Source organism: uncultured Imperialibacter sp., from assembly GCF_963974565.1.
Taxonomy (GTDB): Bacteria; Bacteroidota; Bacteroidia; order Cytophagales; family Cyclobacteriaceae; genus Imperialibacter; species Imperialibacter roseus.
This window is the reverse complement of sequence record NZ_CAXBCJ010000003.1, coordinates 289,331-313,380: the sequence shown is the minus strand read 5'-3', so window position 1 is coordinate 313,380 and position 24,050 is coordinate 289,331. Positions and strand designations below refer to the sequence as shown.

At 46.4% G+C, this 24,050-nt stretch carries 18 protein-coding genes; 6 read left to right on the top strand and 12 right to left on the bottom strand.

The window, feature by feature from the left end:
- The 4 genes from AAC052_RS06330 to AAC052_RS06315 form a co-directional block, all read right to left on the bottom strand.
- Nucleotides 1-1,659, bottom strand: a complete 1,659-nt coding sequence (locus tag AAC052_RS06330; RefSeq protein ID WP_339811796.1) for a M14 family metallopeptidase — start codon at nt 1,657-1,659, stop codon at nt 1-3.
- 109 nt (nt 1,660-1,768) lie between these two features.
- Nucleotides 1,769-3,019, bottom strand: coding sequence for a GAF domain-containing sensor histidine kinase (locus AAC052_RS06325; protein WP_339811794.1), 1,251 nt, complete (start codon nt 3,017-3,019; stop codon nt 1,769-1,771).
- A gap of 196 nt (nt 3,020-3,215) precedes the next feature.
- Entirely contained in the window at nt 3,216-5,843 is a 2,628-nt protein-coding gene (locus AAC052_RS06320) for an ABC transporter permease (RefSeq protein ID WP_339811792.1), read from the bottom strand.
- Nucleotides 5,840-6,178, bottom strand: a complete 339-nt coding sequence (locus tag AAC052_RS06315) for a PadR family transcriptional regulator (RefSeq protein WP_339811791.1) — start codon at nt 6,176-6,178, stop codon at nt 5,840-5,842. The genes AAC052_RS06320 and AAC052_RS06315 overlap by 4 nt, the downstream gene beginning before the upstream one ends.
- A gap of 361 nt (nt 6,179-6,539) precedes the next feature.
- On the opposite strand from AAC052_RS06315, the gene AAC052_RS06310 reads away from it, so the two are divergent.
- On the top strand, nt 6,540-10,049 hold the full coding sequence (locus AAC052_RS06310; protein WP_339811789.1) for a DUF2341 domain-containing protein: 3,510 nt from the start codon (nt 6,540-6,542) through the stop codon (nt 10,047-10,049).
- Between the two features lie 573 nt (nt 10,050-10,622).
- On the opposite strand, the gene AAC052_RS06305 is transcribed toward AAC052_RS06310, so the two are convergent.
- Together AAC052_RS06305 and AAC052_RS06300 are read right to left on the bottom strand one after the other, a co-directional pair.
- Nucleotides 10,623-11,633 carry a cytochrome d ubiquinol oxidase subunit II gene (locus AAC052_RS06305; RefSeq protein WP_317488400.1) on the bottom strand — a complete coding sequence of 337 codons (1,011 nt, stop codon included), beginning with the start codon at nt 11,631-11,633 and terminating at the stop codon, nt 10,623-10,625.
- Nucleotides 11,626-12,942: a cytochrome ubiquinol oxidase subunit I gene (locus AAC052_RS06300; protein WP_339811786.1), complete on the bottom strand. Its 1,317-nt coding sequence runs from the start codon at nt 12,940-12,942 to the stop codon at nt 11,626-11,628. The genes AAC052_RS06305 and AAC052_RS06300 overlap by 8 nt, the downstream gene beginning before the upstream one ends.
- Nucleotides 12,943-13,261: 319 nt before the next feature.
- Between AAC052_RS06300 and AAC052_RS06295 the strand changes: the two genes are divergently transcribed.
- The gene (locus AAC052_RS06295) at nt 13,262-13,744 is read left to right on the top strand and encodes a hypothetical protein (protein WP_339811784.1); all 483 of its coding nucleotides are present in this window, start codon (nt 13,262-13,264) and stop codon (nt 13,742-13,744) included.
- On the opposite strand, the gene AAC052_RS06290 is transcribed toward AAC052_RS06295, so the two are convergent.
- Complete coding sequence (locus AAC052_RS06290; RefSeq protein WP_317488403.1) at nt 13,741-14,379, bottom strand: 2OG-Fe(II) oxygenase; 639 nt, start codon at nt 14,377-14,379, stop codon at nt 13,741-13,743. The genes AAC052_RS06295 and AAC052_RS06290 overlap by 4 nt on opposite strands.
- A gap of 453 nt (nt 14,380-14,832) precedes the next feature.
- On the opposite strand from AAC052_RS06290, the gene AAC052_RS06285 reads away from it, so the two are divergent.
- The 3 genes from AAC052_RS06285 (at nt 14,833) to nspC (ending at nt 17,908) form a co-directional block, all read left to right on the top strand.
- Nucleotides 14,833-15,291: a hypothetical protein gene (locus tag AAC052_RS06285; RefSeq protein WP_317488404.1), complete on the top strand. Its 459-nt coding sequence runs from the start codon at nt 14,833-14,835 to the stop codon at nt 15,289-15,291.
- Nucleotides 15,292-15,487: 196 nt separating this feature from the next.
- A complete protein-coding gene (locus tag AAC052_RS06280; protein ID WP_317488405.1) occupies nt 15,488-16,693 on the top strand; it encodes a saccharopine dehydrogenase family protein in 1,206 nt (401 codons plus the stop codon).
- Between the two features lie 75 nt (nt 16,694-16,768).
- Entirely contained in the window at nt 16,769-17,908 is a 1,140-nt protein-coding gene (nspC, locus tag AAC052_RS06275) for a carboxynorspermidine decarboxylase (RefSeq protein ID WP_339811782.1), read from the top strand.
- On the opposite strand, the gene AAC052_RS06270 is transcribed toward nspC, so the two are convergent.
- Nucleotides 17,900-19,285, bottom strand: a complete 1,386-nt coding sequence (locus AAC052_RS06270; protein ID WP_339811779.1) for a M20/M25/M40 family metallo-hydrolase — start codon at nt 19,283-19,285, stop codon at nt 17,900-17,902. The two genes, nspC and AAC052_RS06270, sit on opposite strands and share 9 nt — an antisense overlap.
- Nucleotides 19,286-19,371: 86 nt before the next feature.
- Here AAC052_RS06270 and AAC052_RS06265 point away from each other — a divergent pair, with 86 nt between their 5' ends.
- Nucleotides 19,372-20,118: a TIGR00730 family Rossman fold protein gene (locus AAC052_RS06265; RefSeq protein WP_317488408.1), complete on the top strand. Its 747-nt coding sequence runs from the start codon at nt 19,372-19,374 to the stop codon at nt 20,116-20,118.
- A gap of 5 nt (nt 20,119-20,123) precedes the next feature.
- Here the strand turns inward: AAC052_RS06265 and AAC052_RS06260 are convergent, their stop codons facing one another.
- From AAC052_RS06260 to AAC052_RS06245, 4 genes are all read right to left on the bottom strand, one after another.
- The gene (locus AAC052_RS06260; protein WP_339811777.1) at nt 20,124-21,197 is read right to left on the bottom strand and encodes an alanine/ornithine racemase family PLP-dependent enzyme; all 1,074 of its coding nucleotides are present in this window, start codon (nt 21,195-21,197) and stop codon (nt 20,124-20,126) included.
- Between the two features lie 76 nt (nt 21,198-21,273).
- Nucleotides 21,274-21,723, bottom strand: a complete 450-nt coding sequence (locus AAC052_RS06255; RefSeq protein WP_317488410.1) for a GNAT family N-acetyltransferase — start codon at nt 21,721-21,723, stop codon at nt 21,274-21,276.
- A complete protein-coding gene (locus AAC052_RS06250) occupies nt 21,710-23,161 on the bottom strand; it encodes a sodium:solute symporter family protein (RefSeq protein WP_317488411.1) in 1,452 nt (483 codons plus the stop codon). The genes AAC052_RS06255 and AAC052_RS06250 overlap by 14 nt, the downstream gene beginning before the upstream one ends.
- A 23-nt stretch (nt 23,162-23,184) precedes the next feature.
- Entirely contained in the window at nt 23,185-24,045 is an 861-nt protein-coding gene (locus AAC052_RS06245) for a universal stress protein (RefSeq protein WP_317488412.1), read from the bottom strand.
- Between the last annotated feature and the right edge of the window lie 5 nt (nt 24,046-24,050).

The window sequence follows — 24,050 nt, the reverse complement described above, 5'->3', positions numbered from 1 at the left end:
TTATTTAAGGGTAATGGTTTTTGTATCGATCCCGGTTTGCGCCGAGCCTGCTGAAAGCTTCACGCTGCCTGAGCCCTTCACAAGCCACGACATTGTCACTTTGTCTCCCCCGTCAATAGAGGAAATAAGCTTCACTTTGTCACCGGAAACGATTTGCTGACTTCCCGTCAATGTCATTTCCACCTTGGTCATTCGTACCCAGCGGGTCTTCTGCGCTAATTCTGTCATGGTGGCCAGCGTGCCTGCGTTGAAAATGTCAGCCGTAATACGTGTCATCCCCTTACCAACTGTCTCCACAGCGAGGTTTTCTATTTTCACCTGAGGCTTCATAGAGGCCAGCTTCAGAATAAACTTATTCTGTTTGTCGGAGATGTCCGCCACCAAACTGAAAGGTGGATTGTAGGGAGCAAAGGGCTTCCAGCTTCCTACCTCCACTTTTTTTCCTGGAAAGTCCGGATGGTTTACCGGCTTCCACTCCACAAACAAATCGTGGTTATTGGCTTCAGCCCACCGCAGGTAATCCACTTCTTTGTTCTTGTCTTTGTTGGGTTTGTATTTTGCCTTGGCAACACTATCCTCCGGCATTTTGAACTCCTGCCAGCTCCAGGCTGGTGTACCAAACGAATAGCGGGCATAGTGAAAGTAACCCCACTCCATAAAGCCACCTCCCTGCACTACAGGCTGAGCTCCTTCTTTTTTGCCGACGATGTCTACGTAGTTTTTCGATACCAACGCATTAGCGTCAGCATCGCCTTTCAGCATGCCCTTAAGCACTCTTTTTGATGCCTCGCCTGCATTATATTTTATGGGGGCGTTCAAGTTATCGGACGAACCAAAAGTAACCAGTGCAAACACATTCCAGCGCTCAAAAAGGAAATCGAGCACTGCACGGTTTTCCTTGTCGGCCACAGGGAAGTCGCCGGCACCAGGCTGAAAATAGGGGAAGTCCCAGGTGAGTGAATTGTTGAAGTTGATGCCACCAGCACCGTCTTCATTGAATGCGCCATCTTTATCGTTGTCGGTACCTTCTGTGAGATAGAGGTAGCCACCTGTTTCGCCTTCAGCTGCCTTCACCATAATCCGGTCGTCGGCTTCGCTTTTCTTCCATTCGCCGGTAGCATCTTCCACCCGAATCATTGTAACCAGTCCGTCTCCGTTGAGGTCTTCGTAACCGTCCTCGCCATTTTGGCCGTCACGGTCATCGTCGGTTGCACGGCCGTTGCCAGTTCTGGCGTACTTGAGTGAGGCAAAAAACTGGTCCGTTGCTTCCGGGTTTACATTGGGCAGCACGTAGAAAGTAGTTGTGGCCAGGAGATTCTTCACCGAATCGGTCTGCGACGAACCCAGTAGCTGCTCGGCAAACTTGAGTGCCAGCTCCGTGCTTACAACATATCGCCCATCAACCCCACCAGCCACTACAATGGCCGGGTGATTGTCGATGTCGCCCGAGCCGAGTGTCAGCGCCCAAATGTCTTTGCCTCCGTCACTCTTCCCAATGGTCTGCAGCTTTGCAAGGGAGGAATACTGTCGTGAAAGTGATTGTAACTGCGTTGTTATCTGCTGACTCGACCGGTAGTCGGCCTGGGCCTGCGAAAACCCATAGGTCAGCGTTAGCAAAATTGTTGTTATTAGGAGCCTCGCTCCTGCTTTTTTAGACATAATCGATTGATTTGATCAGGAGTAAAGTAAAGCAGAGCGCCTCAGTCGGCACATAACATTTTTATAAGATGCACTCAGGGTATTTGGGAGGCCATTGGGTTATATATGGCTAATCCGTTGATGGTTCCATGTCGATATCCTTTGCCATTTCAAAAACAACTTTGGTTCCCTTACCCACTTCACTTTCAATGATAAGGCGGCCATTGTACTGACCGGCGAACTGCCTGACAATGAGCAAACCAAGGCCCGACCCCTTTTCTCCTGAGGTTCCTGCGGTGGTGCGCCTGTCGTTCCAGTTAAAAAGGGCTTTGATAGCCTCCTGCGACATTCCCTGGCCAGTGTCTGCAACAACAATTCTACTCAGGTCTTCACTCTCCTCCAGGGCTACTGAAATAGCGCCTTCTGAGGTAAACTTATTCGCATTTGTAATGAGGTTTCTTATCACAAACCTAATGATGTCCCTATCAGCGGTTATTACGGAACCTTTTTTTACTTTATTCAGTAAGCTATTCCCCTTCGCAACAGCGCTCCCTTTGATCCGGTGGAGTTGTTCCTCGGCAATATCGTGCAAGTCAAACTTATCCGAATGTAAAGATGCATCGTTGAGCTGGCTGGTCGCCCAGCTAAGTAGGTTGCCGAGCAAATCGGAGGTGCTTTCGAGGCGCTCATTCAAATCGGCTGCCAGGCTATCTATTTCTTCTTTAGAAAGCTTCCCACTTACAAAAAGACTGAAAAGCTGCTTCAAGTTCTCAACAGGCCCCTTCAAATCATGGCCAATGATCGACAGCAGCCTGGTAAGTGTCTTATTGTGGGAGGAAAGCTCTTCTTTTTGTTTATCAACCGTTTTCAGTGCTTCAGTCAGGTGACGGTTATTCTTCCTAAGCTCGAAATAGGTGACTACCTGCTTGGCCAATATCTTCAGCGCCCGTTGTTGAACTTCACTGAGTCTGGTAGGTTCGGTTCCAATGACACACAAAGTTCCGAGGTTGTATCCCTTGGCTGACTTAAGGGGAACACCTGCATAAAATCGTATGTGAGGGGTTCCTTCAACCAGCGGATTGTCGTAAAACCGCTCGTCTTTTTTTGCATCTGGCACCATCATCACATCGTCGCCATGGATAGCATGGGCACAAAAAGCGAAATCCCGCTCTCCTTCTGCGCCATCGATTCCCTTTCTGGCCTTATGCCATTGCCTTTTCTCGTCAATCAAGGTAATTGTTGAGATGGGCTTATTGCAGATTTCTGAAGCTAGCTGCACAATTTCGTTAAGCTCTTCCTCTTCAGGTGTGTCTAAAATGTTGTAGGAAAGTAAATCGGCCAAACGAGCCTTTTCATCCTTCGAAATTGGAGGTGTTACCATTTTTTATTTATTACTCGACAAATACTTGACAGGTTGATGGCGGTAACATGTCACTACAACGTACGAAAGCCCAGCATAGTTTGGATTTAAAATACATAAAGGGAAGCAAAAAACAAGAAACGACGTCGGCTGGATTTATTTGCCACAAAACAAAAAAGGAGCCGGTTGGCTCCTTTTTCTTTGGTTTTGAGAAAGCTTATTCCTGCTTGAGTGCATATACCGGGTTGCCAGTAGCAGTTTTGAACGACTGGTAAATTACTGTTAGCCAGGCTAGCAGCGTTACGGCCAAAACAGGTATAAGAAACACTACAATGCCTAATTCCATTCTGTAAGCAAACTCTTGCAGCCATTGGTCCATCACATAGAACGCAAGGGGAACAGCTATGATTGAGCCGAAGAGAATCAGCTTCGTGAAGTCGGACAACACCAAAGTGGTAATGGAAAATACGCTGGCCCCCAGTACTTTTCTAATAGCAATCTCCTTAAATCTTTTCTCAAGCGTGTAAGCCGCCATGGCAAATAACCCCAAGCAGGCAATAAGAATAGCCAACGCTGAAAAAACCGTAAATATCTTTCCAAACTTTCCCTCCGACTCATAGAGCTTCGCAAAAGCCTGATCGACAAAGTCATAGTCGAACGGTTCCTCGGGGGCAGTGGTGCCCCAAAGCTCATTCACGTAGTTGACAGTTTCCTGGTAGTTGCCATTAACTCTCGCCAGGTAAAAGGCAGAACCCCAGTTGGCCTTATAAATTTCTGGATCGTACCTAATAGCCATGCTCCGTATTTTGCTTTTCAGAGATGAAAAATTAAAGTCTTTTACTATGCCGATTACGGTAAATACCCCTTCTGTTCTCTCCAGACGCTGAGCTATAGGATCATCCCATCCCAATTCTCTCACAGCGGTCTCATTCAACACAATGGATGCAGTATCGGTTACCAGGTCTTTCGAGAAAAACCTTCCCTGCACCAGCTCCACCCCCATGGTTTCTAAATAGTAACTATCTGTAAACATGGTATAGAGGCTGTAGTTATCTTTCACATCACCCATAGTTCTGTAACCCCAGTCACCCAGAAATTGTGATGGATAACTATTGCCGGCTGCCACACTTTCAATATTTGGATTCTCGAGCAGCTTGGCTCTGAAAAACGGGCCGCTATCTTTTAGCGCCGACCCGGCTTTTATCACCATCGTGTTGCTTGCATCGAAGCCCAGCTTCTGACTAGTCATGTGGTTGATCTGCTGGTACACAATTACAGTAGCAATCACTAGAAAAATCGATATCGCAAACTGGAAGCTCACTAACGCCTTTCTCAAAAATGACCCGGATTTACCGGACTTGAGCTCCCCTTTCAAAGCAGCCACAGGCTTAAATGAAGAAAGATACAACGCAGGATAGCTGCCCGCAATGATGCCCACAGCTGTAAGTAGCAGTGTCAACCAAAGCATATTATCCACGGTGATGAGATCTGTTGACTGGAACTGCTTGCCGGAAAGGTCGTTGAAATATGGCAGCGCTACCAGCGATAGTAAAATAGCCAAACCGAGAGAAAAAATGCTGATGAGAAATGACTCTACCATAAACTGTCTGATCAGCTCACCTCTGACCGACCCAAGTACCTTTCTTATCCCCACTTCCTTCGATCTACTGCCAGACCTGGCCGTGCTCAAGTTGATAAAATTGATGCAGGCGATAAGTAAAATAAAGAATGCTACGGCTGAAAATATATAGACATTGTCCATGTCTCCGGCGCTTTCCGCCAATGTTAACCTTGGATAATTGAGATGGATTTCCTGAATAGGTACTAGTGTAAATCTGTAGGAATCATCCGATGCAAGATAATCATCGAAGTTGTCATAGTTGTAGCTTTCCATCAGCTCCTCTGCCATGTGCTTGCGCATAAAATCAAGCATTTTGGCTTCAAAGTCTACTTCTGAAGCGCCCTCAACAAGTTTAACATATGTAAAAAAATTGTTGCCTGTCCACCAGCCGGTGGTGGCCCAATACTCGTGGGGCATGGCCACCAGGTATTTGAACGGCATGTGGCTATTGGCCGGCGGATCCTCCACCACTGCCGTAATTTTCACTGCGTCGCCTGACGACTTGATGATTTTGCCAACAGCAGTTTCATGAGGAAAATACTTATCAGCTACACTTTTCGTCAAAACAACTGTGTTCGGTTCGGAGAGCGCTCCTTGCGGCGTTCCCTCTATAAACTTTACGTCAAACACCTCAAACACTGTAGAGTCCGCCAGGCTCCCTCCCGGCTCCGAGAAGACATTATCCCCAATGGCAAAAGAAAAATCATAAAGCCCATTCAGTCTTGTGTACGACTCCACCTCTGGGTAGTCGCTCTTCAGAAATGAGCCAAGCCTGGTGGGTGTATAAGGCCCACGGTCGTTGATGGCAATCCTGTAAATCCGGTCGCCATCCTTCCAAACCCTATCGTAGCTCAGGTCGTGCTTGATATAGATGATGATGAGCAAACAACACGCTATGCCGACAGAAAGACCCGCTATATTGATGGCGGAGTAAAATTTTTGCCTCCAGAGGCTTCGCAGTGAGATTTTAAAGTAATTTTTCCACATGTCGAATTGATTTAGTCGTTTTGAGTTTTCCAGTCCTTTTATGTATTTCCACCTGAAAAACCTGACCACGTCCCAGGCGAACCCTCTTCTTGCAACCTTTTCGCCTGCACTTTGGCAACGCAGGTCAAAAAGCTCGTAGAGGTCACCTTCGATAGCCTCCAGGTACCTTGGCTTGCAATACCAACGCAATAACTTTAAGGCCCAGCCAGGTGGCTCCGGTAAGTGCTGTTCGGTCATACAAAATTTAACTTCAGCGTTACCTCCGGAATTTGATCATAGAGGGTGTTGCGCATTTCCTTCACGTCCGATAGCGCTTTTGCTCCGCTTGCTGTAACAGAAAAAAGCCTTTTTCTTCTGCCGCCTCTTTCATTGGTCGCACCCCCCAGGTATGACTTCAGGTAGCCCTTTTGCTCCAGCCTGTCGAGCGCCGAATGCACTGCACTGATGTTGATTTTTCGTCCTGTTTGAGTTTCTATTTCCTGTAGCACGCTGATGCCATAGGCATTATCGTGCAGTACTGCCGTTATGAGCAACACCAGCTCTTCAAATTCGCCGAGGTTGATTCTTTGCATTTTTCGGGTATTTAGGTTCGATCTCTAAATTATTTGATTTACTAACGTGAAAGTAATACCTATGTTTCACAATTGTAAACTAAATAGACCGATTTAAAACAGAAGGGTTGCGCTGAGCCATTATTTTGGCCAAGGTGTAACATGAATAAGGTTCAGACTTACACCTGGAAATTAGTAAGAAAGTCATCAAATCAATTTAAGTAGTCGAGGGTGTGGATTATTATTAACGGCTAAAATTTGAAGTCTACGGTCAAAAAGGTTACTTTCAAAGTTACAATTGTATTCAATTGCGAATTGTTTACCCAAAAGTGCCAGCAATGATGTTTTTTAGTTTTGGTAGATTATCTAATTTATACACCGAGTGTCTTATCTCTGTAGAGCTTTTTTTCTTGTTTTTTTGCTTGCGCTTTCAACAGAAGTCTTTTCCCAAACTGAAGGGTATGGCTACGGCAAGCGAATAACTATCGATGCATCCGAAGTAGTGGGTGCAAGTCCACTAACTGATTTCCCTGTAATGATCAGGTTCATGGGAGCCACCGCCGATTTGGATTTAAGATCGGTAGGCAACGGGGGTCACGTTGAAAACACTACCGGGTACGACATCATTTTTGGTGCTGACCAGGCAGGTGTAACCCTGCTGGATCATCAAATTGAGTCGTACGATCCTACGACAGGCGAATACGTGGCCTGGGTTAGAATTCCGACACTGAGCAATTCTGTTGATACGGATATTTACATGTTCTATGGGAATTGTTCAGTGTCAGCAGACCCCTCCGTTACCAGTGTGTGGAATTCAGATTTTGACGCCGTGTATTTCCTCAACGACGACTTCAGCGATGCTACTGGCGGAACTGCGGGAACAAATACAGGAAGCACCGACACATCGCCAGCTTTAATTGCTGACGGGCAAAATTTTGGGAAAAATGACTATGTGCAAATCCCTTCAGCTTCTATTTCTACTGCAAGCGGTACAGTTTCAATTTGGGCTCGTACCCCTGATTTTACCGGAAATGAAAAATATCTGTTTGGTCACACATCAAACCCCAGTGGTTTTGCCGACCGTATTCAGTTATATTCTGATGACAACGTTGGAGGGCTGGATTTAGGGTTTGGCAATAATCACAACCTGGAGCAGGGCATTGCCACTTTAGCAGTTGATGTCTGGAACTATATTGCCCTTACCTGGAATGGTACAACGTGTTCTGTGTATGTTAATGGCCAATTGGAGCACACCGAAGCCTATGGTGGTTTAGGTACACTGGAAAGCTACCTCGACATTGGTAACGATGGTAGAGCAACAGGCTCCCGCAATGAGGGTTGGAATGGCGACCTTGATCACGCCAGACTGTCGAATGAGGTTTTCAGCGCCAGCTGGATCGAAACTGAGTACAACAATCAACGTGAAGATGCAACATTTTACACCACCAGTGGGGAGTTCAATGCTTCACGCACATTCTACTCTTTTGCTTCCGGAGCATGGGAATCCAATTCCAGCTGGTCTTTTACTCCTGACGGTTCCAGCGGTGCGGTGGGGGCTGGCGTCTTTCCGAAAAGAACTGACAATGTCGTCATACAAAATGGTCACACTATTACAATTGATAATGTAGACGATAATGGCGGGTGTTCCCAATCGCCGGCGGATCTGGCGAGAGCCAATGTGGGCGCTTTTACCGGCTCTACAGATCAAATGTTTTATCATACAGGAGATATTGTCGTTGCCAACGGAGGAACGCTCACCTCAAGTGAAGAGGTAATGATAGAAGGCTATACGCTGGTGGAAAATGGAGGCACTTTCACGGTGACAGAAGATATTGTTAACCTGGGTTACTTTGAACTAGCTGCAACGGCTAATTTCACCAACACTGACGACTTGATCCTGTCGGGAAACAGCGTTGCTATCATCGACAATACATCTTTTGGTGCAGATGATATTTACATCGATTGGACAGATGCTACACTTTGTGGCAGCGGTATCGTAAACCTTGGCAACGGGGGTGCAGACCCTACCGTTCAATTCTTTAACGGCGGCACCCTCGACCAGGTATGTGCTGATTTTAGTCTCACATGCTCCAGTAATTGTGGCGCTTTTCCAATCACGCCCACCGGGAATTTTATCACAGGAAATGCCGGGCCAGGCGGAGTTGGCGACCAAAACAACAACCAGTTGTGGCTTAGGGCAAATGATTTGAGCCTGTCTGACGGTGTTGCTGTTACAACCTGGCCAGATCCATCAGGAAATGGTTTGTCGGCAGTATCAAGTGGAGTAACAGCTGAGGAGCCAACATTCAATGCCAACGCTGTAAATACTTCGCTCCCATCGGTAAGTTTCGACGGGGGAGACTTTTTAACCCTTGGCACCCCAGCGGGCCTCAACTTAATTCCCGGTACGGACAGTTGGTCCTTTTTTGCAGTTTACAATGTCCCCTCGGGCAATAATGGCACTATTTTTTCTAAGGCAACAGCTACTTCCGGCACCAGACAGTATCAATATACATTTGATGGTAATACCTTCACCTCATTCATCGGTGGCAACTATGGGCTCGGCACCATCAACACTGCCGATTCCTGGGCTATCGGAGCTCACATCAACAATACGACAGCAAAAAACTCCTGGTCTGATGAAGCTGTAAACGTATCAGGGGGCGGAGTAGGCACAGGAACCGTGGCCACCACTGACGTGCTGGTCGGCGCCAGACGTGGAACCGCCACAACAACTGGATTTCTCCTAACCGGAGACATTGCGGAAATAGCGATGTACGATGGCGAGGTAAATACTGCACAAAGAATAATTATCGACAATTACTTGTCTGCAAAGTATGATATCGATATTTCGGCCTCCGGAAACGACGTATACACAATGGATGACCCGGCAAATGGAGACTACGACTTTGAAGTAGCCGGCATTGGAAGGGCTGCTGACGGTTCGGCACACGTGGATGCCCGTGGGTCGGGTATACTTCGTGTATGGAACCCCAGTGACCTGGACGATGGCGAATTCATGTTTTGGGGACACGACAATGCTGCAATTAGCTCTACAAGCAAAGCAATTGGCACCGATGTTGACGGAACAGTTATCGAAGAAAAGCTGTCAAGAAACTGGACGGTCACTAAAACAGGTGACGTAGGCACCGTTTCCATCTCTTTTGACTTCAGTGGAGTGGGCGGAAGTCCGCTTGGCTCCAATTTGAGACTGCTTGTTGACCGGGATGGGGATTTTTCTACAAATGACGTAACACCACTAGCAGGAACCGTATCAAATAAAATCGCCGTATTTTCCGGAGTGTCATTTCAGGATGGGGACAGGTTCAGTTTGGGTAATACCGATGTATCAGTGCCGCTGCCAGTTGAATTATTGAGCTTTTCGGCAATGGCAACAAGCAGCATGGTGACTATCGAGTGGGCAACAGGGTCAGAGCTGAACAATGACTTCTTTGCTGTTGAAAGCTCAGTTGATGCACAAAATTGGCAAGAGATTCTTCAGGTAAAGGGGGCTGGCACTACTTCTGAAAAGCGAACCTATCGTGCTTTTGATCATCAGCCCTACCCGGGAAAGTCGTTCTACAGACTAAAACAAACGGACTTTGACGGCACAATTTCATATTCCGACATTGAAAAGGTTGACTTTACGCTATCCAGCGATCTGATAGTCTACCCCAACCCCTCAGGGAATAGGTTCAAGTTAAAAGGTTCGCACAATCTCAACCCTTCGCAAGTAAAAGTTTACAATACCGCTGGCCAACATATAAAACCAAAGGTGACTGTTGCTTCTGGCGAACTCGTGATTGACTTGATTTCTTACCCTTCAGGCGTATATATCCTACATTTCCCCGCAAACGGCTCTCTACAGTCTTTTAGGCTGGTTAAGTTATAAACGAACACCCGCAGAAGGAGAAATAGTGATCTCATAGACCATTTTACCATGTAGCGCTGCGCCTCTGGCGAATACGTAATGCTCACTCCTCTGGTTCTTTTCTGACAGAAGAAAAAACAACCTCTGTACTAGTGACATATTCAAAAATGATGACTGTTGGTACATATATCATCAGCATTAGTGCGCTAAAAAAGTGAGGGCGTCAACCTTTGCTAGCAATAGCTGGCAATTTTCATAAGATTTCGGAGAATAGTTATATAACTAACTTTTCAAACGATTGCTTTGATAAAATTTCAGAAAAAGAGTTGTGAAAATGAAAAAATCTCAGTTACATTGGAGCAAATAAAAAGCACCTTGGGCCAAAAGCCGAAGGTGCTCAGAACACATACCTACTTAAACTACACTCTTTATTAATGAGAGGATTCTACTATCAGGGGCAAAGTTAGCCCCTTTTTTTATGCGCAGAATCAAGAGCTCATTAGCATATTGTTAATTTCTTGATTTCTCCTGTTTCAATACAGACGTAAATTTATTGAAAAAAGTTTAACAGAACGTCTGATTTGTTGAAAAAAATTACCGCAAACCTTTGCGATACTTAAAAACCCATATCAAATAGCCCAATGCTGGTAATATTAACACAACACCAACAGCCAACATCGTGCCTAAAATTGATATCACCAGCTCCGGGGCTGCTGCTGCTTCAAGCGTTATCACCGTCCCATCAATAAACACAATCAGATTAGGGTACTGAAGTGCCAGCCAGCCCAGCACAATGAAACTTCCCTGCAGCCCTGCCAGCAGTCTCGAAAGCTGATCCCATTTCTTCCTCAGCGTAACAGCCAGTACCAAAAGCCCTGCCGTGGCAAGAATGACACTGACAAGGCCGAAAGGGTGGGAAAAGAACAACCTGGGAAAATCAATTTTTTCAACAAGGCCAGCCACAAACACCAGCCCGCCCGTTACTACTACCAATATGTTCGTTAGCAATGCGTTCTTGCGAAAAAGCTCTTTGGTGCCCCTATCCTCAATTTCAGGTATTAGAAACGTAGCTGCCAAAAAAGCGAAGAGTGATGATGTGAAAATACCAACCGCCACTGTGAACCAGTTGAGCCATGGAGCCACAAACGCCTGATGGAAGTTTTCAACGCCAACGGGCATTCTACCCAGCACTATGGCACCTGCAATTACTCCCAGAAAAAAGGGTGTCACCAGGCTTGACCAGGCAAACATTCTGGAATACACCTTTTGAGACCTACCCTGAACCGCATCATAATGCCGGAACACAAAAGCCGTTCCTCTGACAATGATGCCAACAAGCATCAACAAAAGCGGAATATGCAGGTAAATGGAGATTACTTTGAAGGCTGCCGGAAAGCCATTGAATAAAATAACAATAATAATAATGAGCCATACGTGATTAGCCTCCCACACCGGCCCAATGGCCTGGTAAGTAGTGGCTTTCAGTTCATCAAACTTTTCTTTCGGTGAGAACAATTCCAGAATGCCTGCACCAAAGTCGGCTCCGCCCAGCAGAACATAAAGTAAAAGCGAAATAACCAGCACCAGCACAACCCACTCAAACATGAGCTACCTCCTTTTCCTGATTGAACACCGTGATTTGCCGCCCCATCAACCAAAAGACTAAAATGGCCAGTAGTAAATAAATACCTGTGGTTACATAAAATGAATAAGCTATGCCTGGCATAGGCGTTACGGCATCGGCTGTTTTCATGATCCCATAAATAATCCACGGCTGCCTTCCCACCTCCGTCACCACCCAGCCAGCCTCCACAGCCAAAAAGCCCAATGGCGTTGCGAATGCAAGAATCTTAAGAAACCAGGTGCGTTGAACCAGCAGTGGCTTCTTCCATTGGCCAAAAAGGAAAATCACGCCGATTAGCATAAGTAGGACACCTATTGCTATCATAGTCTGAAAAGCAAAGTGTACTATGGCTACAGGCGGCCATTCGTCTCTTGGAAAAGCATCAAGCCCTTTCACTTCAGCCATCGGATCAGTGAATGCCAAAATGCTCAATAAGTAAGGAATCTTGATAGCATAGTTCACTTCTCCTTTTTCTTCATCGGGAATCCCGCCAATAACGAATGAAGCACCTTTCTCTGTCTCAAAATGACTCTCCATTGCTGCCAGCTTCACCGGCTGCCTGTGTGCCACATCATCTGCCGAAAGGTGACCGCTGAACGGTTGTAAAAAAGCAGCCACTGCCCCGAATGCGAGAGCTATTTTGAGTGCCCGAAGATGGAGCAATTTGCTTCTGTCTTTTAAATATTGCCAGGCATGCACCCCAGCCACGCCAAAGCCAGTGGCGACAAAGGCGGCAAGCGTCATATGCAAAGCCTGAGTGAACCAGGCCTCGTTTAGCATAGCAGCAATAGGATCAACGTTCGATGCCTGTCCGTTTACCCAGTCGAAACCTGACGGGCTATTCATCCAGCCATTGGCTGCTACCACCAGAATGCCAGATGCCACTCCGGAAATGCCAACGAAAACTCCTGACGTAAAATGCACCCAGGGCTTCAAGACCTTTTCACCATATAAAAACAAGCCAAGTGCTACCGCCTCCAGAAAGAACGCTGCTCCTTCCAGCGAAAAAGGCATACCAATGATAGGCCCGGCGTGCTCCATAAAGCCCGGCCAAAGCAGCCCCAGCTCGAAACTGAGCACAGTGCCCGACACTGCGCCTACGGCAAAAAAAATAGCCACACCTCTGGCCCAGGCCTTCATTAAACGGTGGTAGTCCTCCTGGCCGGTCTTGAGCCATTTGTAATTGGCAAATGCCATGAGAAATGGCATGACCATACCGATGCAGGAGAATATAATGTGGAAACCCAGTGACATGGCCATTTGTGAGCGGGCAGCCAGAAGATCGGTCATAAATATGAGAATTAGCTATTTCGAAGAACGTAATTGCAAAGCAAGGGATTCCCCTAATTTTCTATTTTTTGGAATTTTTATACCCTTCACAACTGCCCTGGCTAAATGAGCCTCCTTATTACCAGGCACTTTCGGCATCTTCCGCACTCTCCCTTCATCATCCCAGCAAGTCACATTTCATATCTTATGTTTCATTCTGGCGTGGGGCGGATAGTTTTCTCTTTCCTCAACAAGAAGCAGCGTTAAAGAGCAACCAGCTTCCCTTGTATATCTGAAAAATGTAATTAATAGTTTAATTTACAGTTTAAATCGTCCATCTATGAAAAGGCTGCTACTTATCTCCCTGGTATTTTTTACGTGTGTTGCTCCCGCATTTGCTCAAAATAGTCCTTTGCTAACCTTTGAAGAGCTTTTGGAAACCTTTAAGAGAGGATATGACGTGAAAGGTACTTTTTACTATGCCAAATGCGATTTTTATGTGGATGAAAAGAAAGTCGAAAGTGCACCCGACATAGTGGGAGGAATGAACATTGATTTTTTTGAGTACTTCGGCAGGAATGCTGCGAAGAACAGCAAGGCGTTCATCACTTTTTCTGAGAGTAAAATGATTGAGAACCCAGCTGGTAGCGGCTATGTATACAACTACGTGAAGGTCAGAGTTTATGAAGATGGGAATGTTTCCATTAATGTCAAGCATTTGGATCCACGAACGCTCGAAAACAAAAAACAGGAACGGTTTGAGACAAAGCTATACGACGGGAACTTAAAAACAGCCGGTGCCTATTTTTTTGTCTCTCATTAAAATGGCACGTCAAGCAGTTGATCACGCAGCCAACCGGTCAGGCTTTTCCTCTCTCTTGCAGTTGGCAGTACTTCGTGCTCCAGCAAATCGCTTCTGAAGCAGATCAATCTTCCTGCCACAGGCAGCACGTCCACTATCTGCTCGTCAGCGCCAACAGGTTTGTACATCCGCAACTGTCCGCCGTCCCCCTCCCTCCAATCGAAGTTTAGATAGCAAATGACACTCAGTTTACGGTGGTCGTCCTGCTTGAACTGATCCAAATGCCGTTTGTAAAAAGTGCCAACCGGGTAAAGCGTGTAATGAAACTCAAAATCTTTCAGACTTAGAAAGCACGTTCTATTGATGAACTGCATCAGCTCCCTCATCCTATCCAAATACACCTGGGTGGGATCCTTCGCTTTCTCAGGCTCTATCCACCTGATCAAGTCTCCCCGCTGCGATTTATCAACCTGATGATTTTCAGCCTGCCCGATGCCGGCTCTCTTTAAGTCGCCAGCTTCCTGATAGTCATCCAAAACACTCAAAATGTCCTTTACCTCCTCATCGCTGAGAAAGGACTCGATGATGCCGTATCCATTTTCAGAAAGATCATCGGCAAGTTGATTGAAGCGGGTCTCGATGGTTTGTGTAGTCATGTCCAAATCAGGTGTGCAAAAGTAACTCAATAAGCAATAATTCCGCAGTCCAACCCCTTACGGCTTGCATATTATTTGAAAGTTTCTGGTGCAGGTAATAAAAGGTTAAAATAAATGAGCAAAAACAAGTCATCCCGATCATTTGAAGCATCTGAAGCAGTTTCATGTGCTCCATTGGGTCACAAATGATGTAATGTTTTCAGTGTAAAGTGGTCGTTTTAGTAAAATCCTGAATAGTGGTTTTCAATGCCACATGCATTTTTATGCTTCGAAACGAGCGGATTTTAAAAATGGAAATCTGCCTGGTAATTTTGATCATGGTTAACGAAAAAATCTATCTGGTTATCAACGAATCGCAGCCCAAAAATGGCATGCTTGTGATGACATTCTTTAAGAGCTTTCTACACCATTGCATTTTAACGACGACAAAAAACAACATATAATACAACCACTATGAAAAAGCTACTGATAATCGTTTCTCTTGTTGCCTTCAATGGCATTCTTATGGCTCAGGATCTGATAATTGATCACGCAAAGGTTGATGCTCTTTTCGAAAAAAGAACTGCCCTTTTGGAAAACGGCGAAAGCACAAGAGTGATTGACCATGAACTAGCCAAGCTTGGCGTACGCTTCCCAGCCAAATTGAATGTGAGCTATTCTGGTGACAAAATCAATATCGCCTTCCCCTTGCTTGAAAACTCCAATGCTGCCTACATGGAGCAAAAGATTGTGAGGATAAAAGCAAGAATGCCAGAACTGGAAGTGCTCGGTATAGACGCTTCTTACTGCTTTGCTACATTCAAGAAAGATGCTTCAGAAAAGCAACTCACCGAGCTTTTGTCGGAATTTCTTTACGACGGATACTATGTAAGTGCTCACTCAAGGGTTCAGGTTGGCGCTTTGATGGACTAATTGACAATTATAATATAACTACCAGCTATGAAAACCGGGGCTTACGCTCCGGTTTTTCTTGTTTTTAACTCACTCCTTCGCCTTCCTTTGTCTGGCAAAATTCTCATGAGTCAGAATATTAATCGCAGTGTTTTTAATACATTTCCGCATGTGCTACTTTTGCAGTTCAAGCAATTAACCTGTAATAAGATATAAGATGGGAAAAGTACTCATTATTGGTGCCGGCGGAGTCGGTCGTGTGGTGGCTTACAAATGCGCCAAAAATTCAAGTGTGTTTACTGAAATCATGCTCGCCAGCAGAACCAAATCCAAGTGCGATGACATTGCCGCTGACATAAAAAAAGACTTGGGTGTAAGCATACAAACCGCTAAAGTAGATGCGGATGTAGTGCCTGAGCTGGTCAAGTTAATTAACAGTTTCCGCCCTGACATTGTCATTAATGTGGCACTTCCTTATCAGGATCTTACTATCATGGATGCTTGTTTGGAGACCAAAGTAAACTACCTCGACACAGCGAACTACGAGCCCAAAGAAGAAGCCAAGTTTGAGTACAGCTGGCAGTGGGCATATCAGGAAAAATTCAAAGCTGCCGGCCTGACAGCCGTGTTAGGTTGCGGTTTCGACCCAGGCGCTACAGGTGTTTTCACTTCCTACGCCGCCAAGCATTATTTTGATGAAATTCACTACCTCGATATTGTTGATTGTAACGCCGGAGACCACGGAAAGGCTTTTGCTACCAACTTCAATCCTGAAATAAACATTCGTGAAGTAACGCAGGAAGGAAAATTCTTTGAGGATGGCAAGTGGAAAATAACAAAACCACATGAAATAGGTAAGGATATTAACTATCCGAACATCGGGCCCATGAAATCTTACCTGATTTACCATGAAGAACTCGAGTCGCTGGTGAAAAACTTCCCCACGATGAAAAGAGCCCGCTTCTGGATGACCTTCAGCGACAACTACCTGACTCACCTCAGAGTGATTCTGAACATAGGCATGGGCAGCATTGAGCCAATCAACTACAATGGAATGGAAATCGTGCCGCTTCAGTTTTTAAAAGCTGTATTGCCTGACCCGGGAGATCTTGGAGAAAACTACAAGGGCGAAACCTCGATTGGTTGCAGGGTGCGTGGGATAAAAAATGGTGCTGAAAAGACCTATTACGTTTACAATAACTGTAAGCACCCTGATGCATACCGTGAAACCAAAGCTCAGGGCGTTTCCTATACCACTGGTGTGCCTGCTATGATTGGCGCTAAACTTGTGCTTGAAGGCAAGTGGGGCGGCGCTGGCGTGTTCAACGTTGAGCAGTTCAACCCTGATCCCTTCATGGAAGAAATGAACAAGCAGGGCTTACCATGGCATGAGCTGCATGATGTGGATCTTGAAATGGACTAAGCTTTAGCTTTATTAAAAGATAAAAGGGGCAAGGCACAAGGCTTGCCCTTTACTGTTTTACACGACCAAGTGACCATGATTGACTACTCAAAAATACCTTCGCCCTGCTATCTGCTGGAAGAGTCACTGCTCCGCAGAAACCTTGAGCTAATGAACGATGTGCAGGAGCGGGCCGGTATCAGCATCATTCTGGCGTTCAAAGGCTTTGCCATGTGGAGTGCCTTTCCCCTGGTGAGGCAATACCTGAAAGGGGCCACAGCAAGTTCGCTTTCTGAAGCCAAACTTTGCTTTGAGGAGATGAAAACAAAGTCGCACACGTATGCTGTAGCCTACCGTGATCAGGAGTTTGATGAGATCATGGCATTAAGTAGTCACATCACTTTTAATTCGCTTAGCCAGTATGAGCGATTCAAAGACAATGTTGTGGCCTACCCTGAAAAAATCTCATGTGGGATTCGGGTCAACCCCGAGTACTCAGAGGTGACAACCGACTTGTACAATCCTTCGTCGCCTACTTCCCGCCTGGGCATGACCGCTGCGCACTTTGGCGAAAGACTGCCAGAGGGCATTGAGGGGCTGCATTTCCATGTTTTATGCGAGTCGACCTCCTTCACCCTTGAAAATACGCTAAAAGCATTCGAAGAGAAGTTTGGTCACCTGATTCCACAGGTAAAATGGGTGAACATGGGGGGCGGGCACCTGATGACCAAAAAAGGATATGATACTGCCCACCTCGTTTCTATTCTAAAAGCCTTCAGAGAAAAATGGGGAGTGGAAGTGATTCTGGAGCCTGGCAGTGCCGTGGCCTGGGAAACCGGCGACCTGGTATCTACTGTTCTCGATGTAGTAGAAAACTCAGGTGTAAAAACTGCCATTCTGGACGCTTCTTTTACCTGCCACATGCCCGATTGCCTGGAAATGCCCTACAAGCCAAGAATCAGAGGAGGCAAAATGGATCCTGAAAAAGGCAAACCCACCTACCGCATGGGAGGCATGAGCTGCCTGGCCGGAGACTACATGAGCGAATACTCATTCGATAAGGAACTACAGCCTGGGGACCTGATTGTTTTTGAGGACATGATCCACTACACGATGGTGAAAACCACGACCTTCAACGGTGTACCCCATCCTTCTATTGGTATTTGGAAAGAAGATAACTCGTTCCAACTCATAAGGCAGTTTGGCTATGAGGACTACAGGAATCGCTTATCTTGATTCAATCCTCATTTCATCATCAATACCCACTTCAGCCAAAACAATCAGTAGGGCTCTCTTGATTCCCAGCACACCGTCCTTGTTGATGAAATATTCATCAAGGGAGTGAGCATTTCTACCCATGCCACCGCCGCCAATCGTGATGGCAGGTATCCCTTTTGAAATCGGGATATTGGAATCAGTGCTGCCTCTTCTTAAGGTTGGTCGGCCGCCAACAAACTGCGTTGCAGCTATGCCTCTTTGGACAATGGCCATGCTTTCAGGGTGCTCACCAGAGGGACGGTCGCCAATCATCTCGATTTTGACGGTCAAATCTGGGCCATGCCTTTTGAGCTTATTCTGATCGGCCAGCGCCTTGCGAACAGCCTGCTGGAGAATGGTATCTACCTTAACAAGGCTTTCAGGGCTCTCGGAACGCATGTCCACCTCCATGATGGATTCAAATGGGATAGAATTGACCGACGTGCCACCCGAAATGACGCCTACGTTATAGTTTGTCTTTGGCCCACTACGAGTAAACTTGTCGGCTTCATCGGTAAAATAAGTAATGGCTCTACCCAGTGCGTGGTGAGGGTTGCCCAAACCAAAGGCTCCCCACGAATGTCCTCCGGGGCCCTCAAAAGTAATACGATACCTGTGCGACCCAAGTGCCTGGTTGGTAACCGACTCATGGCCACTGCCGTCCACTGAGATAAAGGCGTCAATCTTAGGCCCGTTAGGCCCAAAAAGATACTTGGCTCCACGCAAATCGCCCTGCCCCTCTTCTCCTACATTGCCAATAAACAAAATATCATTTTCTGGCTGAATGCCTGCCTTACGGATGGCCTTCATAATGGTGATAAGGATGGCCAGCCCCCTGGTATCGTCCGAAATACCCGGAGCCTTTAGTGTATCGCCTGATTGCTGCACCCTGGTATCGGTGCCTTCCGGGAAAACAGTGTCGAGGTGGGCACAGAATGCGAGCACCTTGCCTCTTTTTGTTCCTTTTACCAAGCCGATTGCATTCCACACTTCATCCTGCCAAACTGAATCGGCACCCGCTTCTTTAAGCAGCGACAAATATTTATCACTGCGGTTCTTTTCTTTGTATGGAGGTGCTTCAATCTGGGTAAGAGTGATAAGGGTTTTAATGGTTTGCTCATCATAGGCTTCGATGAACTGGAAAGCCTCTTTTACCTGCGGATGAGCCGACAGTGCATCGATTTCGGCTTTGAAGGTATCTTCAAGCTTCGGAGCTGTCATGGCAACTGGTGCTCTGCCAGCGGCTGTGCTATCTTGCTTATTTTCGCTGGTATCCGTTGTTTTGTCGCCGCAACCGGCCAGCAAGGCAAGTGAAAAAGCAGAAAATATAAGTCTGGAGGGAAATTTTATAGTCATATTCACGGTTGAGTGTATGGGCTAATGACGGAGAATTTGGAAATAGAGCCAATACAAATGTGATTGAAGGCGATTTTATTTGATCAATGATGGAGAACAACACAGATACTAATAACCATAACGAAAAGAAGTTTTTAGAGGGGCCCGGTACCCGATGGCGGGAATTTAAGTATATCGTAAAAGTGGCACTTGAGTTTATTCGTGGATTCAGGGCGTTGCACTTTACGGGGCCATGTATTACTGTGTTTGGCTCGGCAAGGTTTCAGGAAGATCACCCATCCTATAAAGCTGCACAAGAACTTGGGCACCACTTGGCACTTGCTGGGTTCACCGTAATGACAGGTGGTGGCCCGGGCATCATGGAGGCCGCACCAAGGGGAGCTAAAGAAGTTGGTGGTAAAACAATTGGCTGCAATATTGTGCTTCCACACGAGCAGCACGCCAATCCCTATCTCGACATTGTAGTCAACTTCAACTACTTCTTTGTGAGAAAAGTGCTTTTGCTAAAGTACTCCTATGGCTTTGTGGTGATGCCGGGCGGCGCTGGCACCATGGACGAGCTTTTTGAAACGTTGACGCTGATACAAACGGGGAAAATTAAGGGTTTCCCGCTGGTTTTGTTTGGCAAAGACTATTGGAGCCACCTGGTTAGCCAGCTGGACCACATGGTGGAGGAAAAGACCGTATCACCTGAAGACCTGGATCTGTTTCTGGTGACTGATTCAGTGGAGGAAGCCGTCGAATATATCGAAAAAGTGTCGATCAAGAAGTTTGGATTAAAGCGGATCATGCTTAAGCCAAGCTGGGTTTTTGGAGAGAAGGTAAGTTCTTAACAAGATTACTCCACTACATATTTTTCAATGTAGTCGGAGTTGAGCACGCCCAGCACACCCATGTACTTCATCTGGAAGGTCACTATGTCACCCACCTGATAGTTCCTGTCAGAATTGCCCAAATCAAGCACCAGCATGTCCGAGCTTGCTCCTATCACCGTAACTCCCTTTTCTTCCGGTATGAGAAAATCGGGTGCAATCTCCAGCAGTCCAATATCCACAATGGCCCTGTAAGAGGTCTTTCCTATGTCTTCCTGCCTAATTTCAAAAACTTCGCCTGATGGGTTCTCTGCCAGCTCACCTTCGGGGGTTTTTGGCTTTTGTGTGAGTTCTATGATTTGTGTGTAAAGCTTGAAAACGTCCGTTTGCATGCCCTCCACTGTTCCGCCTGTGAATAAATCGGCTCCAAAATACAGCGTTTCACCAATTCTGAAATGGTTAACGCCTTTCGGCAGCAGCTTTCGTTGTAGCAAAGGAAAAGTGACGGAGGTGCCTCCTGAGACCCAAGGAATCTTCTTATTGAACTTGGTTTCCACCAGCTCTTTGTACAAGCTTAGCTGAACCAGCTTGTCCGGAGACGGCATCACTCCATTCAGGCAGTTGAGGTTCGTGCCCAATCCCACAATCTCAAGGTTAGGCAACTCAAATACCTGCTCATAAAATTCCAGCAGGTGGTCACCCACAACGCCCTCTCTCAGGTCGCCCATCTCAATCATGATAATCACCTTATGTACTTTGCCTTGCCGCATCGCCTCTTTGGACAACAGCTGCATGGTGGTGTACTCAGTATTGAAGCTAACGTCAGCATATTTGACAATCTTCAATATATTTTTTTTAGCCGGAGGCTTTATATAAACAGTTTGGACATCGGGATTGATGGACTTCACCACCTTCAGGTTACCTATTCTGGAATCATGGATTTCCCGTGTGCCAAGCTTAATCAGCTCTTCGATGAATGTCCGGTTGCCGCAGAGCAACTTGGACACAACCCCCCACTCAATATTATTCTGTTCGAACCTCGAATTGAGGAAGTCGTAGTTGTGTTTGAGCTTGGTTCTGTTGAGCGTAATATAAGCCATCTTAAAATGATAAATCTACTGAGGGGAACTCAGCAGATGGGTTGGTGTTGGTCAAATTTACTTAAAAAAGAGGAGGTCAGTTTTTCACCAGCCTCATTTCCAGGTATTTATTGGTAAAGCCAAGCTTCTTGTACAAGTGTACAGCTGGATTTTCTGGCTCCACATGTAAGGCAATGTTACCGTCGGCGGAATCAATGGCTTTCTGCATGAGCTGCTTACCTATACCCTGCCCACGGTAATCTTTGTGCATGGCTATGTATACGAGGATGTTCTCAGGTATGTAGCCTTCCATGCCAGTTCGGTTTACCACCACAGTCCCCACTATCTTATCTTTTTCTTGATCATGTGCCACCAGCACAAACCCGCCTGGCTTCAGGTTATCGTCAAGGGCATAGTCAATGCACTTTAGAATATCTTCTTTTTCATCGCCAAATTCGTCCAGGTGCTTGTGCAGAAATGCCGCAATTAACATGCGCTGGTTCATGCCAACAGTAAGGCCAGGTGTGAGAAGTTCATAGCTTATCATGAGCGTAGGTTTTTTTAGTAGTAACTGAATTTAATATGACAAAAATGGCTGCTGACGCTGAAATACCGAACACATTCGGATCCAGCTGAAGTGGAAGGTCAATAGGTGCAATGCTCAAACCAACAGTGGTAGCGCCACCGACCAGCATCGACCAAAAGGCTGCGGTGCTGGATACCCTGGTACCGAACAGCGCCGCCACCAGCGGAATCAGTAATCCTGACACTAAAAACGCATAGGAGTACAACATAAGTTCAAGTACGTTTTCCATAGTGCTGGCAAGGATAAGCGCTGCTACACCTACGCCCAGCGTTATCAACTGCGACATCCGCAGCGTTGACTTTGAGGTAGCGTCTGAGGTCGATTTAACCCCAAGGATGTCCGTAACAATATTTCCCGAGGCAGCCATCAGGCAGCTGTCAGCGGTTGACAGAATCGCCGAAAAATAGGCCGACATCATCAAGCCAAGCAGACCCACCGGCAAAATATCTCTCAGAAGTAAAGGCAACCCAATTTCTTCATCCATGGTTCCTGCACCAGCATAGCCCACTGCATCAAACATGCCCTGCTCCGCCGCTACTCTGGCAAAAAGACCTAAAACCACGCCCATGATTGCCATAATTGGCCACTCGAAAAGGCCCGCAATAAACCAGGCCTTTTGGGCTTCCTTCGGCCCTTTGCAAGCGTAGATTCTCTGGTACAAAGTCATCCCAACAAACCAAATGGGAATGATGGTCACAGCCCAGTTCACCAGCATTTGCCAGGTAAGGTTATCCCAGCGCAGGAACTCGGGTGGAAGTGTTTGAACAATAGCGTCATATCCGCCAATGGCGTGATAACCCATCGGAATGCCGATGAAGATCAAACCGGCCATGAGAATGATCCATTGAACAGTATCAGTGTAGATCACTGCTTTCAAGCCGCCCATGACAGTGTATACCACTGCTATCACCCCCATAACGAACAGGGCAGTCATGAGATCAAGGTCAACAAAAGTGGCCGAGGCGAGTTTAGCACCAGCCAGCATCTGGGAACTCGTAAAGCCGAGATAACCTATGGCAGAAATGATGCCTGCCAGCAAAGCCACCTTTTTGTTGTAGAAAAGTCCGAAAATCTGGGGGAAGGTGTAAAGCCCCTCAAGCTTCGACATCTTGCTTACCTTGGGAATAAGCACCACGGCCGAAAGCCAGGCACCAATCAGGCCCGTGAACAACATCCACGACCCTGAAATTCCCATCGTGAAGCCAAGACCACCCAGCCCAATAGAAAAGCCACCGCCAACGTCGGTGGCCACCACGCTAAGGCCCACGTGCATGCTGCCCATGGACCGCCCTCCTACATAATAGTCGTCGTCACTTTTGTTTTGCCTAAGGAAGAAGAAACCTATCCCCAGCATGATCACCATGTAAATAAAGAAAATGAGTATGTCCAGCCAATGCATTAAGTAGAATCCCTCGCTTTGTTTTAGTTCATAGATACATTAACAGCCAAAACAGCTGGCGACGGCGCTTTCACAACATCTTCTGTGATGCTACCAAATAAAAAGCGTTCAAGGCCGGTCTTATCGTAGGTCTTCATCATGATGAGGTCAGCATCAACCTTCTCGCTGAATTCAACAATAGCTTCGACCTCTTTATCATGGTGTGTAGCATTGACAAAGAACTTCTCAAAGCCTAGTTCCAGGGCTATTTTTTGCATCTTTCCCCTTATTTCATCATCATCATTCAAGTCGGTGTGTACCACATTGACCAGATGAACGGTTGAGTTAAATGAGTCTACCCAGTGACTGATGAAATCGGCCTCAGTGGGAAGAAACCTGCTGACGTCGGTAGGCAGCACGATATTTTTGAACGATTCAGGCAGTACCGAACCCTCCAATGCCAGCACTGGCATATCTGTATGCCTGATAATTCGCTGAACAACTGAGCCCGTCAAGGGATTGCTTCCTTTGAAAGCCTCTTTATGTATCACCAGCAACGACGGATCGTTTTCATGCATAAATTCCTTGATCCCTGCCTCGGGCGACTCCTCAATCTGATGAAAATGAATATCTCTATGCAAGGCATTCATCTCTTCCAACACCCGCAGAAATTCATCCATTCCCTCAAATTTCTGCTCAGTTTTCACCACTTGGGGAATTGCAGCCCCATAGCCTCCCATCAAGCCAACGTTCGGCAAAAAAGCAGCACTTTCAATCGGTTTGAATTGTATGACCTCTATTCGCATCCCCAATGTTTTACCAATCTTGAGGGCGGCTTTCAATGCCATTTTTGATTCAGGCTGAAAATCAAACGGCACCATTATATAATTTTCTTTCCTTTTCATCGGGG

What these genes read in the sequence shown, in the direction of transcription:
- AAC052_RS06330 (WP_339811796.1), bottom strand. Translation starts at nt 1,659, where the DNA reads ATGTCTAAAAAAGCAGGAGCGAGGCTCCTAATAACAACAATTTTGCTA.
- AAC052_RS06325 (WP_339811794.1), bottom strand. Translation starts at nt 3,019, where the DNA reads ATGGTAACACCTCCAATTTCGAAGGATGAAAAGGCTCGTTTGGCCGAT.
- AAC052_RS06320 (WP_339811792.1), bottom strand. Translation starts at nt 5,843, where the DNA reads ATGACCGAACAGCACTTACCGGAGCCACCTGGCTGGGCCTTAAAGTTA.
- AAC052_RS06315 (WP_339811791.1), bottom strand. Translation starts at nt 6,178, where the DNA reads ATGCAAAGAATCAACCTCGGCGAATTTGAAGAGCTGGTGTTGCTCATA.
- AAC052_RS06305 (WP_317488400.1), bottom strand. Translation starts at nt 11,633, where the DNA reads ATGTTTGAGTGGGTTGTGCTGGTGCTGGTTATTTCGCTTTTACTTTAT.
- AAC052_RS06300 (WP_339811786.1), bottom strand. Translation starts at nt 12,942, where the DNA reads ATGACCGATCTTCTGGCTGCCCGCTCACAAATGGCCATGTCACTGGGT.
- AAC052_RS06295 (WP_339811784.1), top strand. Translation starts at nt 13,262, where the DNA reads ATGAAAAGGCTGCTACTTATCTCCCTGGTATTTTTTACGTGTGTTGCT.
- AAC052_RS06290 (WP_317488403.1), bottom strand. Translation starts at nt 14,379, where the DNA reads ATGACTACACAAACCATCGAGACCCGCTTCAATCAACTTGCCGATGAT.
- AAC052_RS06285 (WP_317488404.1), top strand. Translation starts at nt 14,833, where the DNA reads ATGAAAAAGCTACTGATAATCGTTTCTCTTGTTGCCTTCAATGGCATT.
- AAC052_RS06280 (WP_317488405.1), top strand. Translation starts at nt 15,488, where the DNA reads ATGGGAAAAGTACTCATTATTGGTGCCGGCGGAGTCGGTCGTGTGGTG.
- nspC (WP_339811782.1), top strand. Translation starts at nt 16,769, where the DNA reads ATGATTGACTACTCAAAAATACCTTCGCCCTGCTATCTGCTGGAAGAG.
- AAC052_RS06270 (WP_339811779.1), bottom strand. Translation starts at nt 19,285, where the DNA reads ATGACTATAAAATTTCCCTCCAGACTTATATTTTCTGCTTTTTCACTT.
- AAC052_RS06265 (WP_317488408.1), top strand. Translation starts at nt 19,372, where the DNA reads ATGATGGAGAACAACACAGATACTAATAACCATAACGAAAAGAAGTTT.
- AAC052_RS06260 (WP_339811777.1), bottom strand. Translation starts at nt 21,197, where the DNA reads ATGGCTTATATTACGCTCAACAGAACCAAGCTCAAACACAACTACGAC.
- AAC052_RS06255 (WP_317488410.1), bottom strand. Translation starts at nt 21,723, where the DNA reads ATGATAAGCTATGAACTTCTCACACCTGGCCTTACTGTTGGCATGAAC.
- AAC052_RS06250 (WP_317488411.1), bottom strand. Translation starts at nt 23,161, where the DNA reads ATGCATTGGCTGGACATACTCATTTTCTTTATTTACATGGTGATCATG.
- AAC052_RS06245 (WP_317488412.1), bottom strand. Translation starts at nt 24,045, where the DNA reads ATGAAAAGGAAAGAAAATTATATAATGGTGCCGTTTGATTTTCAGCCT.